The sequence below is a fragment of the Kitasatospora sp. NPDC054939 genome (assembly GCF_053610105.1).
In genome coordinates this window covers 1-24,809 of record NZ_JBSGXP010000002.1, presented here as the reverse complement: position 1 = coordinate 24,809, position 24,809 = coordinate 1, and the positions used below count along the sequence as shown (strand labels likewise).

General features: G+C 74.3%; 21 protein-coding genes. 12 read left to right on the top strand and 9 right to left on the bottom strand.

The window, feature by feature from the left end:
- Positions 1 to 62 precede the first annotated feature (62 nt).
- Together dxs and ACWGB8_RS00850 are read left to right on the top strand one after the other, a co-directional pair.
- Positions 63 to 1,973 (top strand): 1-deoxy-D-xylulose-5-phosphate synthase, encoded by a 1,911-nt coding sequence (gene dxs, locus ACWGB8_RS00855; protein ID WP_452208871.1) that lies wholly within the window; start codon positions 63 to 65, stop codon positions 1,971 to 1,973.
- Positions 1,963 to 3,369: an aspartate aminotransferase family protein gene (locus ACWGB8_RS00850; protein WP_452208869.1), complete on the top strand. Its 1,407-nt coding sequence runs from the start codon at positions 1,963 to 1,965 to the stop codon at positions 3,367 to 3,369. The genes dxs and ACWGB8_RS00850 overlap by 11 nt, the downstream gene beginning before the upstream one ends.
- Positions 3,370 to 3,484: 115 nt before the next feature.
- Here the strand turns inward: ACWGB8_RS00850 and ACWGB8_RS00845 are convergent, their stop codons facing one another.
- Complete coding sequence (locus ACWGB8_RS00845) at positions 3,485 to 3,757, bottom strand: DUF6343 family protein (protein ID WP_452208867.1); 273 nt, start codon at positions 3,755 to 3,757, stop codon at positions 3,485 to 3,487.
- Between the two features lie 172 nt (positions 3,758 to 3,929).
- Here ACWGB8_RS00845 and ACWGB8_RS00840 point away from each other — a divergent pair, with 172 nt between their 5' ends.
- A complete protein-coding gene (locus ACWGB8_RS00840) occupies positions 3,930 to 4,118 on the top strand; it encodes an I78 family peptidase inhibitor (RefSeq protein WP_452208865.1) in 189 nt (62 codons plus the stop codon).
- Between the two features lie 22 nt (positions 4,119 to 4,140).
- On the opposite strand, the gene ACWGB8_RS00835 is transcribed toward ACWGB8_RS00840, so the two are convergent.
- Both ACWGB8_RS00835 and fabG read right to left on the bottom strand, forming a co-directional pair.
- A complete protein-coding gene (locus ACWGB8_RS00835; RefSeq protein WP_452208863.1) occupies positions 4,141 to 4,839 on the bottom strand; it encodes a phosphatase PAP2 family protein in 699 nt (232 codons plus the stop codon).
- Between the two features lie 532 nt (positions 4,840 to 5,371).
- Positions 5,372 to 6,139, bottom strand: coding sequence for a 3-oxoacyl-ACP reductase FabG (fabG, locus tag ACWGB8_RS00830; protein WP_452208861.1), 768 nt, complete (start codon positions 6,137 to 6,139; stop codon positions 5,372 to 5,374).
- Between the two features lie 390 nt (positions 6,140 to 6,529).
- Here fabG and ACWGB8_RS00825 point away from each other — a divergent pair, with 390 nt between their 5' ends.
- On the top strand, positions 6,530 to 7,396 hold the full coding sequence (locus ACWGB8_RS00825; protein ID WP_452208860.1) for a MarR family winged helix-turn-helix transcriptional regulator: 867 nt from the start codon (positions 6,530 to 6,532) through the stop codon (positions 7,394 to 7,396).
- 297 nt (positions 7,397 to 7,693) lie between these two features.
- On the opposite strand, the gene ACWGB8_RS00820 is transcribed toward ACWGB8_RS00825, so the two are convergent.
- On the bottom strand, positions 7,694 to 8,557 hold the full coding sequence (locus tag ACWGB8_RS00820; RefSeq protein WP_452208858.1) for an aldo/keto reductase: 864 nt from the start codon (positions 8,555 to 8,557) through the stop codon (positions 7,694 to 7,696).
- A gap of 403 nt (positions 8,558 to 8,960) precedes the next feature.
- On the opposite strand from ACWGB8_RS00820, the gene ACWGB8_RS00815 reads away from it, so the two are divergent.
- The 7 genes from ACWGB8_RS00815 to ACWGB8_RS00785 all read left to right on the top strand — a co-directional run bounded on the left by ACWGB8_RS00815 (position 8,961) and on the right by ACWGB8_RS00785 (position 16,689).
- Positions 8,961 to 10,736 (top strand): ABC transporter transmembrane domain-containing protein, encoded by a 1,776-nt coding sequence (locus ACWGB8_RS00815; protein WP_452208856.1) that lies wholly within the window; start codon positions 8,961 to 8,963, stop codon positions 10,734 to 10,736.
- Positions 10,737 to 10,836: 100 nt separating this feature from the next.
- Positions 10,837 to 12,609, top strand: a complete 1,773-nt coding sequence (locus tag ACWGB8_RS00810) for an ABC transporter ATP-binding protein (RefSeq protein ID WP_452208855.1) — start codon at positions 10,837 to 10,839, stop codon at positions 12,607 to 12,609.
- 207 nt (positions 12,610 to 12,816) lie between these two features.
- Positions 12,817 to 13,062 (top strand): LapA family protein, encoded by a 246-nt coding sequence (locus ACWGB8_RS00805; RefSeq protein WP_452208853.1) that lies wholly within the window; start codon positions 12,817 to 12,819, stop codon positions 13,060 to 13,062.
- 212 nt (positions 13,063 to 13,274) lie between these two features.
- Positions 13,275 to 14,180: a LysR family transcriptional regulator gene (locus ACWGB8_RS00800; protein ID WP_452208851.1), complete on the top strand. Its 906-nt coding sequence runs from the start codon at positions 13,275 to 13,277 to the stop codon at positions 14,178 to 14,180.
- A 109-nt stretch (positions 14,181 to 14,289) separates the two neighbouring features.
- Positions 14,290 to 14,853 carry a cysteine dioxygenase gene (locus tag ACWGB8_RS00795; RefSeq protein WP_452208849.1) on the top strand — a complete coding sequence of 188 codons (564 nt, stop codon included), beginning with the start codon at positions 14,290 to 14,292 and terminating at the stop codon, positions 14,851 to 14,853.
- Positions 14,850 to 15,917, top strand: coding sequence for a YeiH family protein (locus ACWGB8_RS00790; protein WP_452208848.1), 1,068 nt, complete (start codon positions 14,850 to 14,852; stop codon positions 15,915 to 15,917). The genes ACWGB8_RS00795 and ACWGB8_RS00790 overlap by 4 nt, the downstream gene beginning before the upstream one ends.
- A gap of 70 nt (positions 15,918 to 15,987) precedes the next feature.
- Entirely contained in the window at positions 15,988 to 16,689 is a 702-nt protein-coding gene (locus ACWGB8_RS00785) for a spermidine synthase (protein WP_452208847.1), read from the top strand.
- A gap of 73 nt (positions 16,690 to 16,762) precedes the next feature.
- Here ACWGB8_RS00785 and ACWGB8_RS00780 read toward each other — a convergent pair whose 3' ends face one another.
- The 4 genes from ACWGB8_RS00780 to ACWGB8_RS00765 form a co-directional block, all read right to left on the bottom strand.
- Entirely contained in the window at positions 16,763 to 19,018 is a 2,256-nt protein-coding gene (locus ACWGB8_RS00780) for a glycosyl hydrolase family 18 protein (RefSeq protein WP_452208845.1), read from the bottom strand.
- Between the two features lie 344 nt (positions 19,019 to 19,362).
- Positions 19,363 to 21,462 (bottom strand): hypothetical protein, encoded by a 2,100-nt coding sequence (locus tag ACWGB8_RS00775; protein WP_452208843.1) that lies wholly within the window; start codon positions 21,460 to 21,462, stop codon positions 19,363 to 19,365.
- Between the two features lie 157 nt (positions 21,463 to 21,619).
- A complete protein-coding gene (locus ACWGB8_RS00770) occupies positions 21,620 to 22,441 on the bottom strand; it encodes a TetR/AcrR family transcriptional regulator (RefSeq protein WP_452208842.1) in 822 nt (273 codons plus the stop codon).
- A 20-nt stretch (positions 22,442 to 22,461) separates the two neighbouring features.
- On the bottom strand, positions 22,462 to 22,962 hold the full coding sequence (locus ACWGB8_RS00765; protein WP_452208840.1) for an NUDIX hydrolase: 501 nt from the start codon (positions 22,960 to 22,962) through the stop codon (positions 22,462 to 22,464).
- A gap of 67 nt (positions 22,963 to 23,029) precedes the next feature.
- Here ACWGB8_RS00765 and ACWGB8_RS00760 point away from each other — a divergent pair, with 67 nt between their 5' ends.
- Positions 23,030 to 24,220, top strand: coding sequence for a serine hydrolase domain-containing protein (locus ACWGB8_RS00760; RefSeq protein ID WP_452209051.1), 1,191 nt, complete (start codon positions 23,030 to 23,032; stop codon positions 24,218 to 24,220).
- Between the two features lie 4 nt (positions 24,221 to 24,224).
- Here ACWGB8_RS00760 and ACWGB8_RS00755 read toward each other — a convergent pair whose 3' ends face one another.
- Positions 24,225 to 24,548: a nuclear transport factor 2 family protein gene (locus ACWGB8_RS00755; RefSeq protein ID WP_452208838.1), complete on the bottom strand. Its 324-nt coding sequence runs from the start codon at positions 24,546 to 24,548 to the stop codon at positions 24,225 to 24,227.
- Positions 24,549 to 24,809 lie beyond the last annotated feature (261 nt).

Below are 24,809 nucleotides of genomic sequence, written 5' to 3'. Positions count from 1 at the left end.
CCGCCCGTCCGTGCCGGGCCCGAGGGGGGCCACCGCAGTGCTTCGAGTCGTGAGGTGCACACATGTCACTGCTCTCCAGCGTCCACAGCCCGGCCGACCTGCGGAAGCTCCCGGCCGCCGACCTGCCGCTGCTCGCCGCCGAGATCCGCGAGTTCCTGATCGGCGCCGTCACCCGGACGGGAGGACACCTCGGCCCCAACCTCGGCGTCGTCGAACTCACCATCGCCCTCCACCGGGTCTTCGACTCCCCGCACGACCGGATCGTCTGGGACACCGGGCACCAGAGCTACGTCCACAAACTGCTCACCGGACGCCAGGACTTCAGCCGGCTGCGCGCCAGGGGCGGCATCTCCGGCTACCCCTCGCGCGCCGAGTCCGAACACGACCTGGTCGAGAACTCGCACGCCTCCACCGCCCTCTCCTACGCCGACGGCCTCGCCAAGGCCGCCCGGCTGCTCGGCCAGCACGACCGCAGCACCGTCGCCGTCACCGGCGACGGCGCCCTCACCGGCGGCCTCGCCTGGGAAGCCCTCAACAACATCGCCGAGGCCCGCGACCGGCCGCTGGTCATCGTCGTCAACGACAACGAGCGCTCCTACGCCCGGACCGTCGGCGGCCTCGCCCACCACCTCGCCACCCTGCGCACCACCCAGGGCTACGAGCGCTTCCTCTCCTGGGGCAAGGGCACCCTGCAGCGCACCCCCGTCGTCGGCCAGCCGATCTTCGACGCCCTGCACGGGGCCAAGAAGGGCTTCAAGGACGCCTTCGCCCCGCAGGGCATGTTCGAGGACCTCGGCCTCAAGTACCTCGGCCCGATCGACGGACACGACGTCGGCGCCGTCGAACAGGCCCTGCGCCAGGCCCGCAACTTCGGCGGCCCGGTCATCGTCCACTGCCTCACCGTCAAGGGCCGCGGCTACCGGCCCGCCGAGCAGGACGAGGCCGACCGCTTCCACGCCGTCGGACCGATCGACCCGTACACCTGCCTGCCCATCTCGCCCAGCAGAGGCGTCTCCTGGACCTCCGTCTTCGGCGACGAGATGGTCGCCCTCGGCAGCGAGCGCGACGACCTCGTGGCCATCACCGCCGCCATGCTCCAGCCGGTCGGCCTCGCCAAGTTCGCCAAGGCCCACCCCGACCGCATCTACGACGTCGGCATCGCCGAGCAGCACGCCGTCACCAGCGCCGCCGGCCTCGCCACCGGCGGGCTCCACCCCGTCGTCGCCGTCTACGCGACCTTCCTCAACCGGGCCTTCGACCAGGTCCTGATGGACGTCGCCCTGCACCGGCTCGGCGTCACCTTCGTCCTCGACCGGGCCGGGGTCACCGGCGCCGACGGCCCCTCGCACAACGGCATGTGGGACCTCTCCATCCTCCAGGTCGTCCCCGGCCTGCGGATCGCCGCCCCGCGCGACGCCGACCAGCTGCGCGCCCAACTGCGCGAGGCCGTCGCCGTCGAGGACGCGCCGACCGTCCTGCGCTTCCCCAAGGCCGACATCGGCCCCGCCGTCCCCGCCCTCGAACGCATCGGCGGCCTCGACGTCCTGCTGCGCACCGGCCCCCTGCCGGAGATCCTGCTGGTCGCCGTCGGCACCACCGCACCCGCCTGCCTGGACGCCGCCGAACTGCTGCTCGCCGAGGGCTTCACCGCCACCGTCGTCGACCCGCGCTGGGTCAAACCGGTCGACCCGGCCCTGCCCGCCCTGGCCGCCGACCACCGGCTGGTCGTCACCGTCGAGGACAACGGGCGCACGGGCGGCGTCGGCGCCGCCGTCGGCCAGGCCCTGCGCGACGCCGGGGTCGACACCCCGCTGCGGGTGCTCGGCATCCCGCAGGAGTTCCTCGCCCACGCGTCCCGCGGCGAGATCCTGGAGGAGGCCGGACTCACCGGCACCGGGGTCGCCGCCCAGACCGCAGCCTTCGCCAAGCACCTGCTACCGACCCGAGGAGCGGACCCGCGCCATGCCGGCTGACCCCGACAGCACCCGACCAGGCTTCGACCTCGCCGCACTGATCGCCGAACGAGGCCCCGAACGCTACGAGTTGCACAGCCGACACCTCAACCCGCAGTTGCCCCGGATGCTGCACACCATCGGCTTCGACAAGTACTACGAGCGCGCCGAGGGCCCGTACTTCTACGACGCCGAGGGCCACCAGTACCTCGACATGCTGGCCGGCTTCGGGATCTTCGCGCTCGGCCGCCACCACCCGGTGGTCCGCTCGGCGATCCGGCAGGTGATCGACCTCGACCTGCCCGACCTGGTCCGCTTCGACTGCCCGCCGCTGCCCGGCCTGCTCGCCGAGCAACTGCTCGCCCACACCCCCGGACTCGACCGGGTGTTCTTCGGCAACAGCGGGACGGAGGCCGTCGAGACGGCACTGAAGTTCGCCCGCTACGCCACCGGGCGCCGCCGGGTGCTCTACGCCGACCACGCCTTCCACGGACTCACCGTCGGCTCGCTCTCCGTCAACGGCGAGGCCGGCTTCCGCAAGGGCTTCGACCCGCTGCTGCCCGACACGGCCGTTCCGCTCGGCGACCTCGGCGCGCTGGCCAAGGAGCTGAAGCGGGGCGACGTCGCGGCGCTGATCGTCGAGCCGATCCAGGGCAAGGGGGTGCAGTCCGCCCCGACCGGCTGGCTGCGCGCCGCGCAGGAACTGCTGCACGACCACAAGGCCCTGCTGATCTGCGACGAGGTGCAGACCGGGATCGGCCGCACCGGCGAGTTCTTCGCCTACCAGCACGAGGAGGGCGTGCTGCCCGACCTGGTCTGCGCGGCCAAGGCGCTCTCCGGCGGCTACGTGCCGATCGGGGCGACCCTCGGCAAGAGCTGGATCTTCGAGAAGGTCTACTCCTCGATGGACCGGGTGCTCGTCCACTCGGCCAGCTTCGGCTCCAACGCCCAGGCGATGGCCGCCGGCCTCGCCACCCTGGCGGTGCTGCGCGACGAGCGCGTGGTCGAGAACGCCCGCCGGGTCGGCGACCACTTCAAGGAGCGGCTCACCGCACTGGTCGACAAGTACGAGCTGCTGGCCGAGGTCCGGGGCCGCGGACTGATGATCGGCATCGAGTTCGGGCGGCCCAAGTCACTGAAGCTGCGCACCGGCTGGACGGCCCTGCAGGCGGCGCGCAAGGGGCTGTTCGCCCAGATGGTGGTCGTCCCGCTGCTGCAGCGGCACCGGATCCTCACCCAGGTCTCCGGCGACCACCTGGAAGTGATCAAGCTGATCCCGCCGCTGATCATCACCGAGCGTGACGTCGACCGCTTCATGGACGCCTTCACCGACGTCATGGACGACGCCCACCGCGGCTCCGGCCTGATGTGGGACTTCGGGCGGACGCTGGTGAAGCAGGCGGTCGGCAGCAAATGAGGCGCGGGGGAGGGACGGGAGAGGACGGGGACGGCGACCGGGCAGGCCGGTGACCCTGCGGGCGTCCTCGCCGCAGTGCGATAGCGGTCGGCCGCGCGGTACCGGTCGTCCGGGGTCAGAGCTCGGTCCGCCGCCGGCGGACCACCACGGCCAGGTCGACCGCGGCGAACACGGTGAGCAGGCCGCAGGCCACCGCGAAGCCGGTGAGGGTGCCGCTGCTGGGGGCGCCGTAGTCGGGGGCGGTGGCCGCCCAGACCGCGAAGGCGACGGTGGCGAGCGCGAACAGCGGGGTGAAGGTCAGCGCCAGCAGGTAGCGCAGCTTGAGGTCGCTGCGCGCGGTGGCCGGCTCGGTGCCGCTGCGCCAACGCCTCGGTGTCCGGGTGCCCATGGCCGTCCACCTCCTCGGGCTCTACGATTCCAGCGTACGGGCGTTCCGGTGTACGGGCGTCAGGGCGTCCGGGTCCGGGCGGTCCGGCTCCTCCGTGCGGTTCGGTGCCCGGGTGGGTTCGGGACCGAGTGGGACTGGGCGGGACTGGGCGGGACGGAGCGGGGGAGGGGCGATGGCGGAGGTCGACGCGGAGCAGTACGCGGGGCTGCCGGTGGAGCGGGCCGAGGAGCTCGCGCGGAAGCACGGCTGGGCCTCGGTGCGGATCCTGCCGCCCGGGACGGCGATGACCATGGACTACCGGGAGGGCCGGTTGAACCTCGCCGTCCGGGACGGAGTGGTGGCACGCAGCTGGGAGGGCTGAGGCCGGTCAGCCGGTCTCCCGGTCAGCCGCTCACCCGGTCGGCCGACCCGTCGCGCGCCGGAGCCTGTCGCCGCTTGGCGGCGCGGCGTTCGGCGATCCGCTGCTCGGTGGCGGCGACCAGGGGTTCGAGCAGCGGCAGCGAGAGCAGTACCAGCAGCCCGGCGGCCCAGCCCGCCAGTACGTCCGTCACCCAGTGGGTGCCGAGGTAGATCGTGGTGAGCCCGATCGAGCAGGCGGTGGCGGCGGCGATCACGGCACCGGTGCGCCGCCAGCGGACCGCGAGGTAGGCCAGGACGCCCCAGGTGACCACGGCGTTGGCGGTGTGCCCGGAGGGGAAGATCGTCCCGCCGGAGAAGAGCTCGGGCGATCCGACGTAGTGGGCGTAGTGCGGTCCGAGCCGGCCTGTGACGATCTTGACGCCGCCGACCGTGATGTTGAGCAGCAGCAGCGCGGTGCCCATCACCAGCAGCGGTCTCAGCCGCTGCAGCCGGTGGGCGCGCCAGGCCAGCCAGGCGCAGGCGGCGATCGCGCTGGGGCCGCGCTGCCCGGCCACCACCCAGTTGTCCAGGAACGGCTCCAGGCTGGGCCAGCGGTCGTAGGGGCGGCGCAGGCGCACCCACCAGTCGAGGTCGACCAGGACGGTGTCGAGCAGCACCCCGGCGACCACCAGTAGGTACCCGAAGGAGGTCAGCGCCAGCAGGCGGGCCTGACGGCGGCTCATCGGCGGCCAGCCCGGCTCGCCGGCGCGGGGCGGCGCGGACCCGGTCACCTTGGACCCGGCCACCGCGGACGCGGGCGGTGCGGACCGCGGCGGCGCGGTCCTGGGCGGCGCCGTCCTGGGCCCGGGCAGCGCGGTCGGCGTGCACGGGGCCGTTCGCGGCGCGATCGGCCCCGCGGGTGGCTCGGCCGGTCCCGTCCGCGGAGCGGCGCGGTGGTCGTCCGGCTGCCGCGGCGCGGCGGGGCCCGGCGGTGGGTTCAGGTCTTGCGGTGATCCACTCGGGGCTTGCACGAGGGTGACCCTACCGACCGGACCGGCGCCATTCCCGGAGGTATTCGCTTTTGCCCGGAGAAGCATGTGTGCCGGGTGAAACCGATGGTTCGGTTGAGGATTTCGACTGTTCTCCGGTCGAATGTCAGCGCGATGAACGAATCAGTGTCCGGGAATTCGAAAATATGAACGGGGCGGTTGGTCGATTGCTCGGCCCGCCGCCCCGCGGTCACCCTGCGTACTTTGGCGCGTACGCGTCACAGGTTCAGTCCAGCGGGCCGCCGGCCACGTAGATGACCTGGCCGGAGACGAATCCCGATCCCTCGGAGGCGAGGAACGAGATGGTGTGGGCGATGTCCTCGGGCGTACCGACGCGCTGCACCGGGATCTGGGTGGCGGCGGCGGCCTTGAAGTCCTCGAACTCCATGCCGACCCGGGCGGCGGTCGCGGCGGTCATGTCGGTGGCGATGAATCCGGGGGCGACCGCGTTGGCGGTGATTCCGAACTTGCCCAGCTCGATGGCGAGCGTCTTGGTGAAGCCCTGCAGCCCGGCCTTGGCGGCGGAGTAGTTGGCCTGGCCGCGGTTGCCCTGCGCGGAGGAGGAGGAGAGGTTGACGATGCGGCCGAAGCCGGCGTCCACCATGTGCTTCTGGATCGCGCGGGTCATCAGGAAGGCGCCGCGCAGGTGGACGTTCATGACCGTGTCCCAGTCGGACTCGGACATCTTGAAGAGCAGGTTGTCGCGCAGCACGCCCGCGTTGTTGACCAGGACGACCGGCGTGCCCAGCTCGGCGGCGATCCGGTCCACCGCGGCCTGGACCTGCGCGGCGTCCGAGACGTCGGCGCCGACGGCCAGGGCGCGCCCGCCCGCGGCGGTGATCCGGTCGACGGTGTCCTTGCCGGCTGCCTCCTCCAGGTCGACCACCGCGACCGCGTAGCCGTCGGCGGCCAGTCGCTCCGCCGTGGCGGCGCCGATGCCGCGCGCGGCGCCGGTGACGACCGCGACCCTGGGTGCGCTGTTCTGCTCGGTCATGCTGGCTTCTCGTCTCTCTCGGTGGGGAGGACCGCTGGGGTGGCCACACCCTACTCGCCAGTAGGGGTATCGACCAGAGGACAGAGCCGCAGGTGACCGTGGGTAAGGACCGACCGGTCGGCTTTCTGCTGCGAACGGGCTACCGGCGGGTCGGTACGGCGCGTAAATATGCCAACTTTGCCGAACCTGCGTCTACTATCTGCCCCTGCCTGCCAGCACGGGCCCGCCGTTTGTATAGTGTGCGCCAGCAGCCACCGGCTGCACGGCTGGAGCGCCCTCCCTCACAGCGGGACGCCCACTCGCCGTTACTGCCCCACCCGGGTGTCCCACACACACCGGGTGTGACATCGGGACGGATACATGGTGCTGGGGGAGATCCCGACGACCCGCGTGTCCGCGCGACTGCAGCAGTCGCCCGGACACCTGATTCGAGTTGCACAGCAGGTTCACACCCGGCTGTGGTCCGAACACGTCGGAGCCGATCTCACGGCTCCGCAGTTCGCCGTACTGCTGGTCCTCGCCCTCGAACCGGGCGCGGACCAGCGGACCGTGGGCGAACGGGCGTCGCTGGACAAGGCCACGATGGCCGAGATGGTCGCCCGGCTGGTCCGGCGCGGCCTGGTGCTGCGGCGCCGCGACCCGGCCGACGGCCGGCGCAAGCTGCTCGCCCTTTCGCAGAGCGGTGCCCAGGCGGTGCGCGAGGCCACCGGCGGAGTCGTGCGGGTGCAGCGCACGCTCTTCGAGCCGCTCACGCCCGAGGAGCAGCTGGAGATCGTCCGCGTGATGGCGAAGATAGCCAGGCTGGAGCCCGCACAGGTCGCCGTCCTCTCGGACGCGCGGCCGATGCTGGACGCCCAGCGGGCGATCGGCTACCTGATCAGGGTGAGCCAGCAGGTGCACACCAAGCTCTGGTCGGAGCACGTCGGTGCGGAGCTGACCGCTCCGCAGTACGCGGTGCTCGACGCGCTGGAGCTGGAGCCCGGCTCGGACCAGCGGACGGTCGGCGAGCTGGCGTCGCTGGACAAGGCCACGATGGCCGAGATGGTCAGCCGTCTCGTCCGCCGCGGTCTGGTGCAGCGCCGGCGGGACCCGTCGGACGGGCGGCGCAACCTGCTGTCGCTCTCGCCGGCCGGTCAGGAACTGCTCCACCGCTCGGCCGCCGGTGTGGCCGAGGTCCAGCGGCTGCTGCTGTCACCGCTGGAGGAGCACGAGCACGAGGCGGCGCTGGCGCTGATCGGCAAGGCGGCGCGGCTCTAGGCTCCGGCCGGGGCCGGACCCGGACCGTCGTCCGGGTTCGTCAGCCAAAACGATTCGCCAGAAGATCGTCGGCGAAGTCGGCGTGGGCCGGTGCTGCTGGGCCGGTGTGCACGCCGCGTGCAGGACGCCGTCCGCTCTCCGCCGTGCACGGCGTGTCCGTGTGCGGCCGTGCGGCCGGTTCGTACGTCGTGCGGGCATGCCTGCGGAGCATGGCCGGCCCGAGGCCGCCGCACCCCTGGAGCGGGGTGCGGCGGCCTTCGGCGTTCCGGTCCGGTGCGGGCCGGAACGCCGGTCGGCTCAGTTCCAGTCGAACTGCTGCGGGTCCGGACCGATCCGCTCGTCGGTGGCGATGCCGGCGATCGCGGCCAGGTCGTCCGCGTCCAGCTCGAAGCCGGTGACGTCCAGGTTCTCCTTGATCCGGGCCGGGGTGACCGACTTCGGGATCGCGATGACGCCGCTCTGCAGGTGCCAGCGCAGCACCACCTGGGCGGTCGTGCGGCCGTGCTTCTCGGCGATCCGGGTCAGCGCCGACTCGCCGAGCAGCGTCTTGCCCTGGCCGAGCGGGCTCCACGCCTCGGTGGCGATGCCGTGCTCCGCGTGGAAGGCGCGCAGCTCCTCCTGCGGGAGGTAGGGGTGCAGCTCGACCTGGTTCAGCACCGGGACGACCGAGGACTCGTCGAGCAGGCGGCGCAGGTGGTCGGTGCCGAAGTTCGACACGCCGACCGACTTCACCCGGCCGTCGGCGAGGAGCTCCTCGAAGGCCTTCCAGACGTTGAGGTAGCTGCCGTGCATCGGGCGCGGCCAGTGGATCAGGTACAGGTCGACGTAGTCGAGGCCCAGGCGCTCCAGCGAGGCGTCGAACGCGCGCTTCACCGCGTCCCGGCCCTGGGCGCCGGACCAGTCGGCGGTGCCGGAGTTCCACAGCTTGGTGGTGATGTAGAGGTCCGCCCGGGCGACGCCGTCGGCGACCGCCTCGGTGACGGCCCGTCCGGTGCCGACCTCGTTCTCGTACACCGCGGCGGTGTCGATCGAGCGGTAGCCCGTCTCGATCGCGGTGCGGACGGCGGCGGTGGCCTCGTCGTCCGGGACCTGCCACACGCCGAAGCCCAGCTGCGGGATCTGCAGGCCGTTGTTCAGGGTGACGCTCGGGATGCTGCTCACGAGAAGGGGTGCCCTCCGGTTGTCCGGCTCATTCCGAAGTGGCCCAACCGGCGGGACGGCGGCTTTGTTCCCGATTCGGCGAAGAAACTTTCGGGCGGTCCGGAAACACCCGTGCGGCCGCGATCCGGTGCCGCAGGAGTCCGTGGGCGAAGCACTTCGGAAAATGTGTTGCGCAGCTCACACCGGGGTTGGCAGTCTCACCCCATGACCTCCTGACCCCCCTCCCGCCGTGACGCTCCCGGCCGGGCCGCCCGGCGGCCCTCCCCGCACCCCGCGCCGTCCCCGCGACCTCCCCCGAGCCCGTGCGCCGCCCCCGCGGCCGACCCGGGCCGGGTGCCGCGCCCACCCGTGACCCGGGCCGGGCGCCGCACCACCCCGCCCGTCCCACCTCCAACGGAGCGTCATGCCGCTCAAGCCCCTGCCGTTGACCGACCCCGGCAGCCCCGACCTCTCCTCACCCCTCGCCTTCCTGCGCTGGCTGCAGCGCGGTCAGCGGCGCGGGCAGGTGCTCTCCACCTGCTGGGCGCTGCTGGAGATGGGCGGTCAGGCCGCCCTGCCCCTCCCGCTCGGCCTGGGGGTGCAGGCGGCCGTCGACGGCGACTCCACCGGCCTCTGGCGCGCCGGCGCGCTCGCCGTCCTGCTGGCCGCGCTGGCCGCGTTCGGCGCCGTGATGCTGCACCGCCAGGCGGTCTGGAACTGGATCCACGCCGCCACCCACGTCCGCCAGCTGGTGGCCCGCCAGGCCTCCCGGCTGGGCGCCGGGCTGACCCGCCGGATCGCCACCGGCGAGATCGTCGCGGTCAGCAGCGGCGACGTCGAGAAGATCGGCTGGTACGTCGAGCTGGTCGCCCGGGTCCGGGCCGCCGTCCTGGTCTGGCTGGGCGTCAGCACGGTCGTCCTGGCCACCGAGCCGCTGCTCGGGCTCACCGTCCTGCTCGGCGTGCCGGTGCTGGCGGCCGCCGTCTGGCCGCTGCTCGGGCCCTTCGAGAAGCGCTACACGGAGCAGCGGGCGCTCGGCGGCAAGGCGACCGAGCTGGCCGCCGACACCGTGGCCGGGCTGCGGGTGCTGCGCGGAATCGGCGGCGAGGAGCTGTTCCTCGACCGCTACCGGGCCGCCTCGCAGAAGGTCCGCGCCGCGGCCGTCCGCTCCGCCCGGGTCTGGTCGCTGATGCAGGCCCAGCAGGTGCTGCTGCCCGGCCTGTTCGTGGTCGGCGTCACCTGGTACGGCGTGCGGCTGGCCGCCGACGGGCGGATCACCGTCGGCACCCTGGTCGCGGTGTACGGCGCGACCGCCTTCCTGGCCTCCCCGCTGCGCATCCTCGGCGAGGCCGCGCACGCCTGGAGCGTGGCCCGGGTCTCGGCCGGGCGCGCGGTGCGGGTGCTCTCGCTGGCCCGGACGACCGCGACCGCCGGGTCCGCGCTGGGCCGGCCGGAGCAGGGCGACCTGTACGACCCGGTCACCGGCCTGACCGCGCGGGCCGGCGAGCTGACCGCCGTGGTCTGTGGCGACCCGGACTTCGCCGGCGCGCTCGCCGAGCGGCTCGGCGGCCACGTACCGCTGGCGGAGGGCGAGCAGCCGCAGCCCTCCGTCCGGCTCGGCGGCACCGAACTGGACGACGTCCCGCTGAGCGAGGCGCGGGCGGTGGTGCTGGTCCACGACAAGGAGCCGGTGCTGCTCTCCGGCACCCTCGCCGAACTGCTGGACATCCCCGCCACGGGCCGGGTGCCCGCTGCCGACGCGCTGGCCGCGGCCCGCGCCGAGGACGTGCTGGACGCCCTGGTGGACGGCTCGCCCGACTGCGGCGGCGACCCGATGCGGGCCCGGATCACCGAGCGCGGCCGCTCGCTCTCCGGCGGGCAGCGCCAACGGCTCGCACTGGCCCGGGCGCTGCTCGCCGACCCGCCGGTGCTCGTCCTGGACGAGCCGACCAGTGCGGTGGACGCGCACACCGAGTCCCGGATCGCGGGCGGCCTGCAGGAGGTCCGGCAGGGGCGCACCACCGTCGTCCTGGCGAGCAGCCCGCTGCTGCTGGACCGGGCCGACCGGGTGGTGCTGGTGCTCGACGGACGGGTGGCCGCGACTGGCCGCCACCGGGAGCTGATGCGCACCGAGCCGGCCTACCGGGCCGTGGTCACCCGCGACGAGGAGCCGGCACCGGTCGCGGAGGGCGTGCGGTGAACCCCGTCGCCACCGCCGACGCTGCTGCCGCCACCACCGCCGCCATCACCACCGCCGACGCCGCCCACGCCGTACGTACGCAACCGCCGAGGAGCACCGCATGAAGCCCCCCGTCCATCAGGAGCACGGGCCGGCGACCACGCTGCCGGTCGGCTCCCCGGCCGCCGTGCGCGGCTACGTCGGACTGCTGGCCCGCCGGCACCGGGGCGACTTCTCCTCCGTCGTCCTGCTGCACTCGGTGGCCACCGTGGCCGGGCTGGTCGGCCCGTGGGTGCTGGGCACCCTGGTCGAGTCGCTGGCCACCGGCACCACCGGGGAGACCATCGGCGCCGCGGTCGCCTGGTACCTGCTGGCGCTCGTCGTGCAGTCCGCCTTCACCTGGTGGTCGCGGCTGCGCGGTAGCATCCTCGGCGAACGGGTGCTGGCCGACCTCCGGGAGGACTTCCTGGTCCGCTCGGTGGCGCTGCCGCCCGGCGTGCTGGAGCGGGCCGGCACCGGCGACCTGGTCTCCCGCGGCACCACCGACATCGACCGGCTGGACAAGTCGGTCCGCGAGGCGGTGCCCGAGCTGGCCGTCGCCGTGGTGTCGCTGCTGCTGGTGCTCGGCGCGCTGCTGGTCACCTCGCCGCTGCTCGCGCTGACCTCGCTGATCGGCCTGCCGCTGCTGCTGGCCAGCTCCCGCTGGTACTTCCGGCGGGCACCGCAGTCGTACCGCAACGAGTCGGCCGGGTACGCCGCGGTCAACACGGTGCTCGCGGAGACGGTCGACGCCGGGCGGACGGTCGAGGCGCTGCGGCTCGGCGACGAGCGGGTCCGGCTGACCGACCGCAAGCTCGCGGAGTGGCTCTCCTGGGAGCGCTACACGCTCTGGCTGCGCTCGGTCTGGTTCCCGACCATCGACGCCGTCTACACCCTGGCGGTGCTGGGCACGCTGGTGCTGGGCGGGCTGTTCACCCTGCGCGGCTGGATCACCGTCGGCCAGCTGACCACCGGGGTGCTGTACGCGCAGGCGCTGACCGGCCCGGTCGACCTCATCCTGCGCTGGTACGACGAACTGCAGATCGGCCAGGCCTCGCTGGCCCGACTGGTCGGCGTCCGCGAGGTGCCCGAGCAGGAGGCCGACGCCACCGTTCGGCCGCAGGGCCGCGAGGTGGCGGCGAAGGACGTCCGGTTCGGCTACCGGGAGGGCGCCGACGTGCTGCACGGCATCAGTCTGGAGGTCGCACCGGGCAGTCGGGTGGCCCTGGTCGGCCCGTCCGGCGCCGGCAAGTCCACCCTGGGGCGGCTGCTGGCCGGCATCTACGCGCCGGGCCGGGGCAGCGTCACCCTCGGCGGGGCGGCCCTGGCCAGGATGCCCGCCGAGCGGGTGCGCGCCCAGGTGGCGCTGGTCAACCAGGAGCACCACGTCTTCGTCGGCACCCTGCGGGACAACCTGCTGCTGGCCGCGCCCGGCGCGGGCGACCCCGAACTGCGCGCCGCCCTGGCCGCGGTGGACGCCGACGAGTGGGCGGACGCCCTGCCGGAGGGCCTGGACACCGAGGTCGGCTCCGGCGGCACCGCGCTGACCCCGCCGCAGGCGCAGCAACTGGCGCTCGCCCGGCTCGTCCTGGCGGACCCGCACACCCTGGTGCTGGACGAGGCCACCTCGCTGCTCGACCCCCGCGCCGCCCGGCACCTGGAGCGCTCGCTCTCCCGGGTGCTGGAGGGCCGCACCGTGATCGCCATCGCGCACCGGCTGCACACCGCGCACGACGCGGACGTGATCGCGGTGGTCGAGGACGGGCGGATCAGCGAGTACGGCAGCCACCCGGAGCTGGTGGCGGCCGGCGGACCGTACGCGGCGCTCTGGCGCTCCTGGCGGGACGAGCGGTAGCGGGGCGGGCCGGGGCAGGCCGAGGTTGGGGGTCCGGGTCCGGGTCCAAGGTGCAGGCCCGGCCCCAGACCCGGGCCTGGGCGACGGCCCCGCCCGCCGTCCCGGCCCCGCCCGCCGTCCCGTTCGCGGCGTGCCGGGGATAGCCCGTGCGGGCTACTCCCGGGCGCGTACCCGGACAAATCACCGGACGGCCAGCAGACTGCGGCTGTGACCAAGATTTCAGACGGCTCGTCCGGCTCCCGGCAGAACGAGATCGCGGGCATCCCCACCCGGTACATCGGGATCGGCGTGATCGTGATCCTCGCGGTGTGGTTCCTGTTCGCCAACCTCGAAAAGGTGAAGATCCAGTTCTGGGTCTTCACGGTCACCGCCCCCCTCTGGATCGCCCTGCTGGGCACCCTGCTGGCCGGTGGTGTCCTGGGCTGGATGCTGAAGGGCCGGCGCACCAAGTGACCACCGCCCCCGGGGCGGCCCGTCCGGCTCCGGGCGGGGCGCCGGTCGTCCGCGCCGAGGTCACCACGGGCCTGCCCCGGCGCCGGAGCCGCGCCCGGAGCGGTAGCGGGAGCCGGAGCGGTAGCGGCCGGTGGGGCTACTGCGTCCGGGTGAAACCATAGGTGCGAACGGGGTAATGCCGGAGCACCCCAAAGTCTGCTTATGATTGCCGGGTGTTCGACTCACGGCACATAAGGACCTTCCACGAGGTGGTGCGGGCCGGCTCCTACTCGGCGGCGGCCCGCGAGCTCGGCTACACCCAGCCGGCCATCACCCAGCAGATGAAGGCGCTGGAGCGCACCGTCGGCGTCCCGCTGTTCACCCGGGCCGGACGCGGACTGCGCCTGACCGAGGCAGGCGAGGCCCTCGCCCGGCACGCCGAGCAGATCCTCGGCAGCCTCAGCGCCGCCCAGCAGCAGCTCGCCGCGCTCGCCCGGCTGCGCGCCGGACGCGTCCGGGTCTGCGCCTTCCCCAGCGCCAACGCCACCCTCGTCCCCGAGGCGATGGCCCGCCTGCTCGCCGAGCACCCCGCGGTGCGGGTCGAGCTGCTGGAGGCCGAACCGCCGGACTCCCTGCAGCGGCTGCTGCGCGGCGAGTGCGACATCGCGCTGGCCTTCAGCTATCCCGGATCCGGCGCGGACGTCCCCTTCGAGCTGGAGGAGATCCCGCTCATGGAGGACCTGCTCACCGTCCTCCTCCCGGTCGGCCACCCGCTCGGCCGCCGGCACGCCGTCCGGCTGGCCGACCTCGCCGGCGAGCGCTGGATCGCCGGCTGCCCGCGCTGCCGGGCGAACCTGCTGCACGTCTGTGCGGAGGAGGGCTTCGCCCCGGACATCGTCTTCTCCACCGACGACAACCTCGCCGTGCAGTCCCTGGTCGCCGCCGGCGTCGGCATCGCCCTGATGCCCGCCCTGGTGCTGTCCTTCATGTGCCACCGCAAGGTCACCGGACGCGCCGTCGAACCGCACCTGCGCCGCCAGGTCAGCGCGTACGTGCTGCGCGAGCACCACCGGATACCCGCGACCGCGCTGGTCCTCGACCAGCTCCGCTCGGCCGCCGCGGCCCGGCTGGGCTGCTGAGCAGGACGGACGCGCAGCCGGGGCACCCGGCAACCCATAAGCGGTGATGGGGGGAGGGTCAACAAACCCTCCTTGGACGTGATGGGTGCGCCGGGCCGACCCTGCAGGCATGACACCCTCCGCCACGGTCGGCAGCGACCGCCTCACCGAGCGTATGACAGCCCTGGTCGGCGAGATAGCCGCCGTGGTGGACCGCGGACTCCCGCCCGAGCTCACCGCCTACCTGGTCGGCGAACGCCTCGCCCCCCACCTCGGCTGCGCCGACCTGCTCACCCCCGCCCAGTGCGAGGGCGACCCCGGGCGCTACCGCCAGCACGTCCTGCACGCCGAGGGCGACGGCAGCTTCTCCGTCGTCGCCCTGGTCTGGCTGCCCGGGCAGCACACCCCGATCCACGACCACGTCTCCTGGTGCGTGGCCGGCGTCCACCAGGGGCAGGAGAGCGAGACCCGCTACCGACTGGTCTCCGACGGCCGCAGCGCCCACCTCGTCGAGACCGAGCACGTGGTCGGACCGGCCGGCAGCGTCGCCGCCTTCGCCCCGCCCGGCGACATCCACCTGGTGCGCAACTCCTGTACCGGCACCGCCATCTCGGTGCACGTCTACGGCGCCGACGTCTCCCGGCTCGGCACCAGCATCCGCCGCGTCTACCGGCTGCCGGCCGACCGGCCGTGAGCGCCCCCGCCGCCCTGCGGCCCCCGCACACCCGCCCCCGCAGCCGCAGCCGCGCCCGCGTCCCGGCCCCGCTCACCGGCGGCAACACCCCGGGCCTGCTGCTCGCCGCGCTCGGCGTCGCCGCGGCCCTCGCCGTCCACCGGCTGGCGCCCGCCGTCCCCGCGCTGACCGTCGCTGTCGTCCTCGGCACCGCCTGCGCGCACCTGCCCCGGCTGCGCCCCTTCGTCCGCGGCGCCGCCCGGCCGGGGCTCGGCCTCGCGAGCAAGCGCCTGATGCGGATCGGCATCGTGCTGCTGGGCCTCAAGCTCTCGCTCGGCGACGTGCTCGGCCTGGGCTGGGCCACCGTCGCCATGGTCGCCACCGTCGTCGCCGCCACCTTCGCCGGCACCTGCTGGCTCGGCCGCCGGCTCGGCCTGCCCGGTGATCAGCCGCTGCTCGTCGCCACCGGCTACTCCATCTGCGGCGCCTCCGCGATCGGCGCGGTCAGCCAGGCCGCGGGCAGCGACGAGGAGGACGTCGCCGCCTCGGTCGCCCTGGTGACCCTCTGCGGCACCCTCGCCATCGGCGTCCTGCCGCTGCTGCAGGGCCCGCTCGGCCTGGACGCCGAGGGCTTCGGCCGCTGGGTCGGGGCGAGCGTGCACGACGTCGGCCAGGTCGTCGCCACCGCGCAGAGCGGCGGCTCCGGCGCCCTGCGGGAGGCCGTCCTGGTCAAACTGATGCGGGTCGCCGCGCTCGCCCCGCTGGTGGCCGGGGTCGCCCTGGCGATGCGCCGCACCCGCCGGGCCGCCGCGGTCGGCGGCACCCGCCCGCCGGTGCTGCCGCTCTTCGTGGGCGGCTTCCTGGCGGCGATCGCCCTGCGCACCACCGGACTGCTCCCCGAACCGGCGCTCGCCCTGGCCGGGCACGTCCAGGAGCTGCTGCTCGCCGCCGCCCTGTTCGGCCTCGGCAGCGCCGTCCACCTGCCGACCCTGGCCCGTACCGGCGGCCGGATCGCCCTGCTCGGGCTCGGCTCCTGGGTGGTGGTCGCGGGCGTCTCGTACGCGGGCGTGCTGATCACGACCTGATCGGGAGCCCCGGCGGCTCGGCTATTGTCGGGCGGGTACGCCTCGCTCCCGAGCGCCCGAAGGAACGCGCATGTCCACGGTCCTGCCCGAACGGGACGGCTTCGATGCCGTCGTCACCCTCGACCGGCGCGAGGGCCCCTACGGAGAGGTGGTGCTGCGCCGGCGCGGGGAGCATTTCGAGATCATCGCCAACGGCTGCTTCCTGATGGACACCGCGGACGGCCGCTCCGAGCGGTTGCTGGTCCAGGCCGCGCTGGACGCGCTGGGCGCGGAGGTCGAGCGGCCCTCGGTGCTGATCGGTGGGCTGGGCGTCGGCTTCTCGCTCGCGTACGCGACGGCCGAACCGCGGTGGGGGCGGATCGCGGTGGTCGAGCGCGAGGGCGCGATCATCGAGTGGCACCGCACCGGGCCGCTCGGCGCCCACTCGGCCGGGGCGCTGGCGGACGGGCGGGTCGCCGTGCTCCACACCGACCTGCTGGAGTACCTGGCGGGCGCGGACGGCGAGCGGTACCACGCGCTCTGCCTGGACATCGACAACGGGCCGGACTGGACGGTCACCGACGCCAACGCCGGGCTGTACGGCGCCGACGGGCTCGCCGTGCTGTGGCACCGGCTGCAGCCCGGCGGGGTGCTGGCGGTGTGGAGCGCGCAGCCGTCCGCGGCCTTCGAGGACGCGCTGCGGGCGGCGGGCTTCTCCGGGGTGGAGACCCTGGAGATCCCGGTGGCCCGCGGGGTGCCGGACGTCGTGCACCTGGCCCGCCGCGCCGGTTAGGCGGGACGGGCCGGGTGGCGCCGTACGGGTCGTACAGGGTCGTACGGGGCGGTGCGGGGTCGGGCCGGGGTGCCTACTTCAGGCCGTTGTCCACCGCGGCCATCAGTTCACCGTTGGCGGTGTCGCCGTCGAAGGCCCAGATCATCGCGCCGCCCAGGTTCTGGGACTTGATCCAGGCGGTCTTGCGGGCGATCTCGATCGGGTCGTCGTAGGTGTAGAAGACGCTCCCGTTGTAGATGTAGGCGTGGCCGGCGACCGGGTCGCGGTAGACGGTGTAACCGCCGCCCGCGGCCATGGTCTTGAGCTTGTGGTAGTCCTCGAACCCGGCCTCGTAGGTGCCCGGTGCCGGTCCGGTGCCGGTCTGGAAGAGGCCGTTGGTGGTGCCGCGCGGCACGCCCGTCCAGCCGCGGCCGTAGAACGGGATGCCCAGGGTCAGCTTGCTCTTCGGGGCGCCGCCGTTGACGTACGCGTTGATGGCGATCTCGGAGCTGAACTGGCGGTCCGGGGTGTTCGGGTCACCCGCGCCGACCTTGATGCCGGACTGGTGGTTGGTGACCTTCTCCCAGCCGCCGTGGTAGTCGTAGCCCTGGATGGTGGCGAAGTCGAAGGCGCCGAACAGGCCGGGGATGTCGATCCCGGCGGTGATCTTGGCCGGGTCGGCCGGGAGGAAGGCGCTCAGGGTGTAGTGCTTGCCGGTGGTGGCGCCGAGCGCGTCCAGCTGGCGGCGGAACTCCTGCGCCAGCAGGGTGTAGTTGGCCTTGTCCTGGGGCCGGATGACGTTGCCGACGTGGCCCTCGGAGTTCGGCCACTCCCAGTCGAGGTCCACGCCGTCGAAGATGCCGGCCGCGCTGCCGGCGCCGCCGCGGCCGTCGATGACCGGCAGGTTGCCCTTGATGTACATGTCGATGCACGAGCTGACCAGCGCCTTGCGCGAGGCGTCGGTGAGCGAGGCGTCGGAGAACCACTTGCTGTACGACCAACCGCCCAGCGAGATCTGGATCTTGAGGTTGGGGTACTTGGCCTTGAGCTGCTTCAGCTGGTTGAAGTTGCCGGCCAGCTTCTGGTCCCAGGTGTCGGTGGTGCCGGCCACCGAGCTGCCCGCGTCCCAGCCCCGGCCGAAGTCGGCCCAGGCGTCACCGGCGCCGTCGCCCGCGTTCGGGTCGTTGTCCGGCCCGGCCGCCTTGTTGGTGATGAAGCACTGCTTGGTGTTCGGGTGGATGTTGGCGAAGGCGTAGTTGAGGTGGGTCAGCCGGCCGGCGCTGCCCGAGGTGTCGAGCTTCTTGACGCTGTAGCCGCGGGCGTAGACCGACCACTGGGTGAAGTAGCCGATCTTCAGCGCCGGGAGGCTGCCGTCGGTGGTGCGGCCCTTGCCCGGGTCGGAGACCGGTGAGACGTTGCCGGCCGCGTCGCGCGCCCGGACGGTGAAGGTGTACTCGGTGTCGGGCGCCAGGCCGGGTACGGTGGCCGCCGGCTCGGTGACGGTGAGGACCAGTGCGGTGCCGTTGTAGACGTCGTACGCGGTCACCCGGCGGTTGTCGGTGCTCGGCGTCCAGCCCAGCGAGATGCTGCTCGGACCGCTGCCGGTGACCGTGGGCGTGCCGGGCTTGGTCGGGGCCTGGGTGTCCGGCTCGGCGGCCTTGGTGGTGCCGGTGACCGGGCCGGCCGCGGCCGAGCGGTTGCCCGCCTCGTCGTACGCCTGCACGGTGAACCGGTACGAGGTGGCGGCGGTCAGGCCCGGGACGGTGGCCGCGGTGGTGGTGCCGTTGGTGGTGGCGACCTTGGTGCCGTCCTGGTAGACCTCGTAGCCGGCGACCTTGACGTTGTCGGTGCTGTCCGTCCAGTCGAGGTCGACCGTGGTGTCGGTGGTGCCGGTGACCTGGAGGTTGCCGGGCACGGTCGGGGCGACCGTGTCGTCGCCGCTGCCGTCGCACGGCTTGCCGTTCAACCTGCAGTTCAGCAGCGGCTTGTAGGAGCCGCCGATGTTGAAGCCGAAGTTGTACGAGGCGCCGGGGGCCAGGGTGGACGCCCAGCCCGGGTTCTTGACGGTGACGTGCGCCGCCGAGGTCGTGTAGGTGGCGTTCCAGAGTGAGGACACCGTGTTGCCGGACGGCAGGTCGAACTCCAGGGTCCAGCCGTTGAGTGCGGTGGTGGTGCCGTTGGTGATCGTGTAGCCGCCCTCCCACCCGGTGCCCCAGTCGCTGCCCTTGGCGAACGTGGCGGTGGCCGAACCGGCGGCGTGGGCGGTGGAGTTGGGCAGGGCGACGGCCAGCAGGGGGACCAGCAGGGTCCCGGCCGCCAGCAGCGGCATTCTGATCCGACGTCGACGCATGGAGGTGGCTCCTGTCCCGGGGCGTCCGGGCAGGCCGGACTGCCCCGTACCTGTGGGGAGGTGAGTCAGGTGCAGGTGTCAGATGCGTGGAGCAGGTGCGCGCTCCGGCTGGGTGCAGCGCGGAGCGGAGCCTCGGGCCGTCGGGGTTTGCCGCGGAGGATCCGTGCCTCCCGAGGGTAGGGAGCCGGTCGGCACCTGGCAATAGGTCTGTACCAGTTGCCGGCCGTGTCCAGGTCAGGAGGGCCGTGCGGTGCGAGGGCCGGACGCGGACGCCGCCGGCCCGGCGCAACGGGTGCGCCGGGCCGGGCGGGGTCGGTGCCGGGGTCGTCCCCCCGGAGTGCGGCTCAGCCGAAGGGGCTGGTCTCCGGGGCCGCGGGCGGCGCCGGCTCGGGCTCGGGTTCGGCCGCGGCGGAGGTGGGTTGCGGGGCGAACGGGTTGAAGTCCGGCGGGGGAATCATCACCGGGGTGCCCTTGGGCCGGCGCTCCTCCCCGTCCTCGTCCGCGGAGGCCGCGGCGGCGGGGGCAGCCGCCGGGGCCGGGACGGCCGGCGGGGCGGCGGGCGGCGGCGGTACCGGCGCGGACGGCTGCGGCACGGTGGTGCCGAAGGGGTCGCTGGGCGCGTCGGCCGCGACCACGGTGCCGAACGGGTCGTGGGCCGGAGCGGCCGCGGGAGCCGGTGCGGCGGCCGGGGCCGGCGCCGCCGCCGCAGCGGGGGTGGAGGTGGGCTGCGGGGCGAAGGGGTTGAAGTCCGGGGGCGGGATCATCACCGGGGTGCCCTTGGGCCGGCGCTCCTCCTCCTCGTCCACGGGCACGGTGGTGTCGGTGAGGGTCGGCTGCGGGGCGAAGGGGTTGAAGTCCGGCGGCGGGATCATCACCGGGGTGCCCTTGAGCGTCTCGTCCTCGCTGCCGGCCGGGAGCGGCGCGGCCGGCTCCGCGTCGGCGACGGGGGCGAACGGGTTGAAGTCGGCCGGGGGGATCCGCACGGGCGTCCCCCGCAGGGCCGGCTCCGGCTCGGGCTCGGCCGCCGGCGCGGCGGGCGGGGCCGACACCGAGGCGGGCACCGTGGCCGGCGGCGCGGTCGGCGGCACCGGGGCGGGCGGGGCGACCGGGGCGGGCGGCTCCACGGGGGCGGCGGTCGGCGCGGGCGGGGCGACCGGCGGCTCGGCCGGGCCGGCGGTCGGTACGGGTGCCACCGGGACGCCCTGCGGCGGGGTCGGCGCTGCGGCCGCTGCGACGGGCGGCACCGTGCCGGCGGCGGTCACCGGAGCGGCCACCCGGCCCGGCACGCCGTCCCAGCCGAACTGGACGGTCTTCAGCAGCTCCGCGAAGACCTCCGTGTACAGCTCCCAGTCCTGGGACTGCCCGGTGGCCAGCTGGACGCAGAGGACCGAACCGCCGTCCGGCAGCGGGACGAACGCCTCCACGACCGAGGTGACCACCGAGCGGCGCAGCCCCTCGGCGGTGAGCGGGCCGGGCACCGGAACGCTGCGGGCCTCGACCAGGACGGCCGCGGGGCCGGCCGGCAGCAGCACCGTCCAGACCTCGGCGTGCCGGCGGACGGTGGCCAGCTCGGTGGCCAGTTCGGTGATCGGACGCGGGTAGGGCGCCAGTGCGACGGTGAGCACGGCCTCGCCGGCCCTGCCGTCGTGCTCCACGGCGGCCAGGCCGGCGTAGACGGTGCCGGAGGAGGCGATCAGGTCGGCCAGCGAGGCGGCGACCACCGCGAACTCGCGGCGCGGGGCAGGTCCGGTGCCGCTGAACAGTTCGGCGGCGACCTCCTCTAGATGGGCGGTCAGTTCGACGGACGCCGCCCGCGCGGCCGGGTCGCCGTCGGTGCCGCTGCCGCCGACCGGGCCGGTGGGCACCGTCCGGGCGGAGACGCCGGGCGCGCCGCCGGGGGAGGTGAGTGCATGGAAGCCGGGCGGGACCACCATCCGGACCTCGGCGCCGGAGCCGGTCGCCAGTTCCACCGGCCGGCGGCTCTGCTGGCCGTCCGCCAGTGCGGCCAGGGCGGGGGCGAAGGGCGGGCGCAGACCGGGTTCGGCGGCCTCGCCGGCCACCGGGAGCTCGAACAGGGCGGCGGTCGGGGTGCCGCCGCCGGTGACCGCGCCGCGCACCCGGGTGCCGTCGTGGCCGGCGAGCAGCGCGCCGACGGTCGGGCCGGCGAAGGCGGCGCCGCTGCCGGGGCGGGCGGTGCCCGCGCTGACGACGGTGCCGAGCCGGGCGACCGCGGTGTGCACCGGCCCGTTGGGGGCGAGCGCGAGGTTGAACAGCGTCTCGGCGTTCGGGTGCGCGTGCGGGCGCAGCGCGGTGAGCGCGGCGGCCGGGCCGCGCGAGACGCTCTTGTCGAACAGCGCGTCGGTGAGTGCGCCGAGGCTGGCGGCGATCCGCTCCGCCGGTGTGAAGGGACCGGCTTCCGTACTGAACTGGCCGTCCTGGGTCACCTGATGAGCCCCCCGCTCCACTCGTGATCGTTCGCTCGTCCGTCGGCCTCGCGCAGGTGTGCGCAGGTCCGGGCACATTCCTATCAGAGGCCGCCGACGCGGCCGAACCGGCCCGGGGCCCGGCTCCCGGATCGTGACGCTCCGGCAGGACCCGCGGTCAGTGCGGCCGGGGCGTGTCGGGGCCGGGTGCGGCCAGCGGGCCGAGCGCCTCGGCCATGCCGGGGACGGCGAGCAGTCCGGCGAGCTGGCGCACCAGCCGCCCGGTGGGGCCGTCGGGGCGCTCCTCGGTGAAGAACCGGGCGAGTTCGGCGGCGAGTGCGGGCTCGCGGGCGGCGGTCAGTGCCAGCGAGGCGACGAACTCCTGGACCAGGCGCAGCTGCAGCTCCTCGCGCGGGACGGACCGCTCGGCCAGCCACTCCAGCGAGGTGATCTCGGCGTTGGCGATCCAGGCCCGGACGGCCAGCCGCAGTCCGGGGGAGGGCGAGGGCAGGGCGAGGTGGGACAGGATCTGGTCGTGCGCGGCCCGCCGGACGTCGTCGATCACCGCGGAGGTGCCCGCGCTGGCCGCCACCGAACCGCCGCGCAGCAGGGCGGAGAAGCCGGGCCCGTGGCTCTCCACGAACTCCAGGTAGCGGCCCATCACCCGGTACAGCCGCTCCGACAGCGGGCCGTCGGCGGGCTCCTCGAAGCGTCCGGCCAGTTCGCGTCCGGCCCGGCGCAGCGACTCCTCGTACAGCGCCTGCTTGCCGGGGAAGTAGTGGTAGACCAGCGGGCGGGAGGCGCCGGCCGCGGCGGCGATGTCGTCGATCGACACCTCCTCGGGCGGGCGGCGGCCGAAGAGCTCCAGGGCCACGGCGATCAACTGCTCGCGCCGCTCGTCCACGCTGAGGCGCCGGCGCGGCCGCTCGCCGCCCGAGGGCCCGGTGCCGGCCCGCTCGTCCTCTGTCCTGGGCGCCGCCGACGGCGTACGGGAAGCCATGGGCGCCACCCTACCGAGGGTCACCGTTCGAGGTAGCGGCGGTAGGCCTCGCGCCCGTCCGGGACGAAGTCGTCGACGGCGAGGCGCTGCGCCAGCTCCTCCTCGGTCAGCCAGGCGTACCAGGCCACCTCGGACTCCTGCGGGGCGACCGGGCCGTCCCAGTCGGCCTCGTACAGGTCGCACCACCAGGAGAGGCCGGGCCGGTGGAAGAGGAACTTGAACAGCGGGCGCGGCCGGACGCCGGTGACGCCCAACTCCTCCTCGGCCTCGCGCACGGCGGCCTCCCGGTAGCCCTCGCCGGCGCCGACCACGCCGCCGACGAACATGTCGTACGCGCCGGGGGCGAACAGTTTGGTGTCGGTCCGCCGGTGGACGAAGATCCGCCCCTCCGGATCGCGGACCAGGACGAAGACGCAGCGGTGGGTCAGCCCGAGGCGGTACACCTCCCCGCGGGGCGCGGTCCCGGTGACCCGGTCGTGCTCGTCGACGACGTCCAGCAGCTCTTCGGCGGGGTTGGTCATGGCAGACAGGTTAGGGTTTCCCGGCAGCTCACGGGGGGCGGAGAACGGAAAGAGGCGGCACGCGGTGGTGGAGATCCAGGGCTGGACGGCCGAGGGCTTCGAGCCCGTGCGCGCGGCGTTCGCCCGCAACTTCCGGGAGCACGGGGAGCTGGGCGCGGCCTTCGCGCTGTACGTGCGCGGGCGCAAGACGGTGGACCTGTGGGCGGGCGAGGCCCGGCCCGCGGAGGACGGCGGGCCGGACGTGCCGTGGACGGCGGACACCGCGCAGGTGCTGCGCTCGGTGACCAAGGGCCTGACCGCGACCACCGCGCTGCTGCTCGCCGAGCGCGGCCTGCTGGACCTGGACGCGCCGGTGGCCGCGTACTGGCCGGAGTTCAAGGTGGCGGGCAAGGAGCGGATACCCGTGCGCTGGCTGCTCTCGCACCGGGCGGGGCTGCCGGCGCTGGACGTGCCGCTGGGCCGGGCCGAGGTGCTGGCCTGGGAGCCGGCCGCGGCGGCGGTGGCCGCACAGGCGCCGGCCTGGGAGCCGGGCACGGCGCACGGCTACCACCCGTACACCTTCGGCTGGCTGGTGGGGGAGGTGGTGCGGCGGGCGAGCGGTCGCACGGTCGGCCGGTACTTCGCGGAGGAGATCGCCCGCCCGCTCGGCCTCGACCTGTGGATCGGGCTGCCCGCCGGGGCGGCGCCGCGGGTCGGGCGGCTGGTGGACCTGCCGGCCGCGGCGGCGCGCCCCGCGGCCGGCGGGCTGCGGCTGCGGGCCAAGCCGGGCGTCCGGGACGCCTACCGGGACCCGGGCTCGCTGACCTCGCGGGCCTTCGGCTCGGTGCGGGCGGACGTGAGCCTCGACGACCCGCAAGTGCGGGCCGCCGAGGTCCCGGGGGCCGGCGGGATCGGTACGGCCCGTTCGCTGGCCCGCTTCTACGCGGCGCTGGCCGGGCCGGTGGACGGGGCGCCGACCGCGCCGCTGCTCGGCCCCGGGCTGTCGGCACGGGCGGCGGCCGCGGAGTCCGACGGCCCGGACCGGGTGCTGATCGTCAACACCTCCTTCGGGCTGGGCTTCTTCCGGCACGGCCCGACCTCGCCGATGGCCTCGCCGGCGAGCTTCGGCCACCCCGGGCGGGGCGGTTCGCTGGGCTTCGCCGACCCGGAGCTGGGCCTGGGCTTCGGCTACGTCACCAACGGCATGCAGCCGGGGGTGACCGGTGACATCCGCTCGCGGACGCTGGTCCGGGCGGTGCGCGACTGCCTGCCGGGCTGAGCGGTCAGGCCTGGCCGGTCTCGAAGCGGCTGATCCGGCCGTCCTGGACGGTGAAGCGCCAGGCGGTGCGCATCTCGCCCCAGGTCTCGTTGCGGTAGTCGGCGATCAGCGCGCGGCCCCCGGAGGACTCGGTCTGCACCTCCATGTGGCCGCGGACGGTGAAGATCTCGCGGTCGATCCAGTCCTGCAGGTCGCGGTCGCTGCCGTCGTCGGACATGGTCGCGTCCGCGGTGAGCAGGGCGGTGAAGGCGTCCCGGTCGCCGGCGTTGATCGCGGCGACGGCGGCGCGGACGGTGGGGTCGGAGAGCTTGGCGGTGGCGATGGTCACGGGTTCTCCCGGTTCGGTGGTGCGGGTGGGATTCCTGTGTACGCCGCCGCCCGGGCGTGTCCGCGCGTGTCCCGGCGTGTCCGACCGGGCGTCCGCAGGTATTCGTGTGCTTTGATCCCGATACGGGCGATTCGCACCGATGATCTGCCCACCTCCGGGGGCCCGCGACGGCGAAGGCGCGACCGTTCGGCGGGTGGGCTTGCGGGAAAGCGGCCGGGCGCACGTGAGGGGCGCCCGGCCGCGGGCCACGGGGAGTGGTGG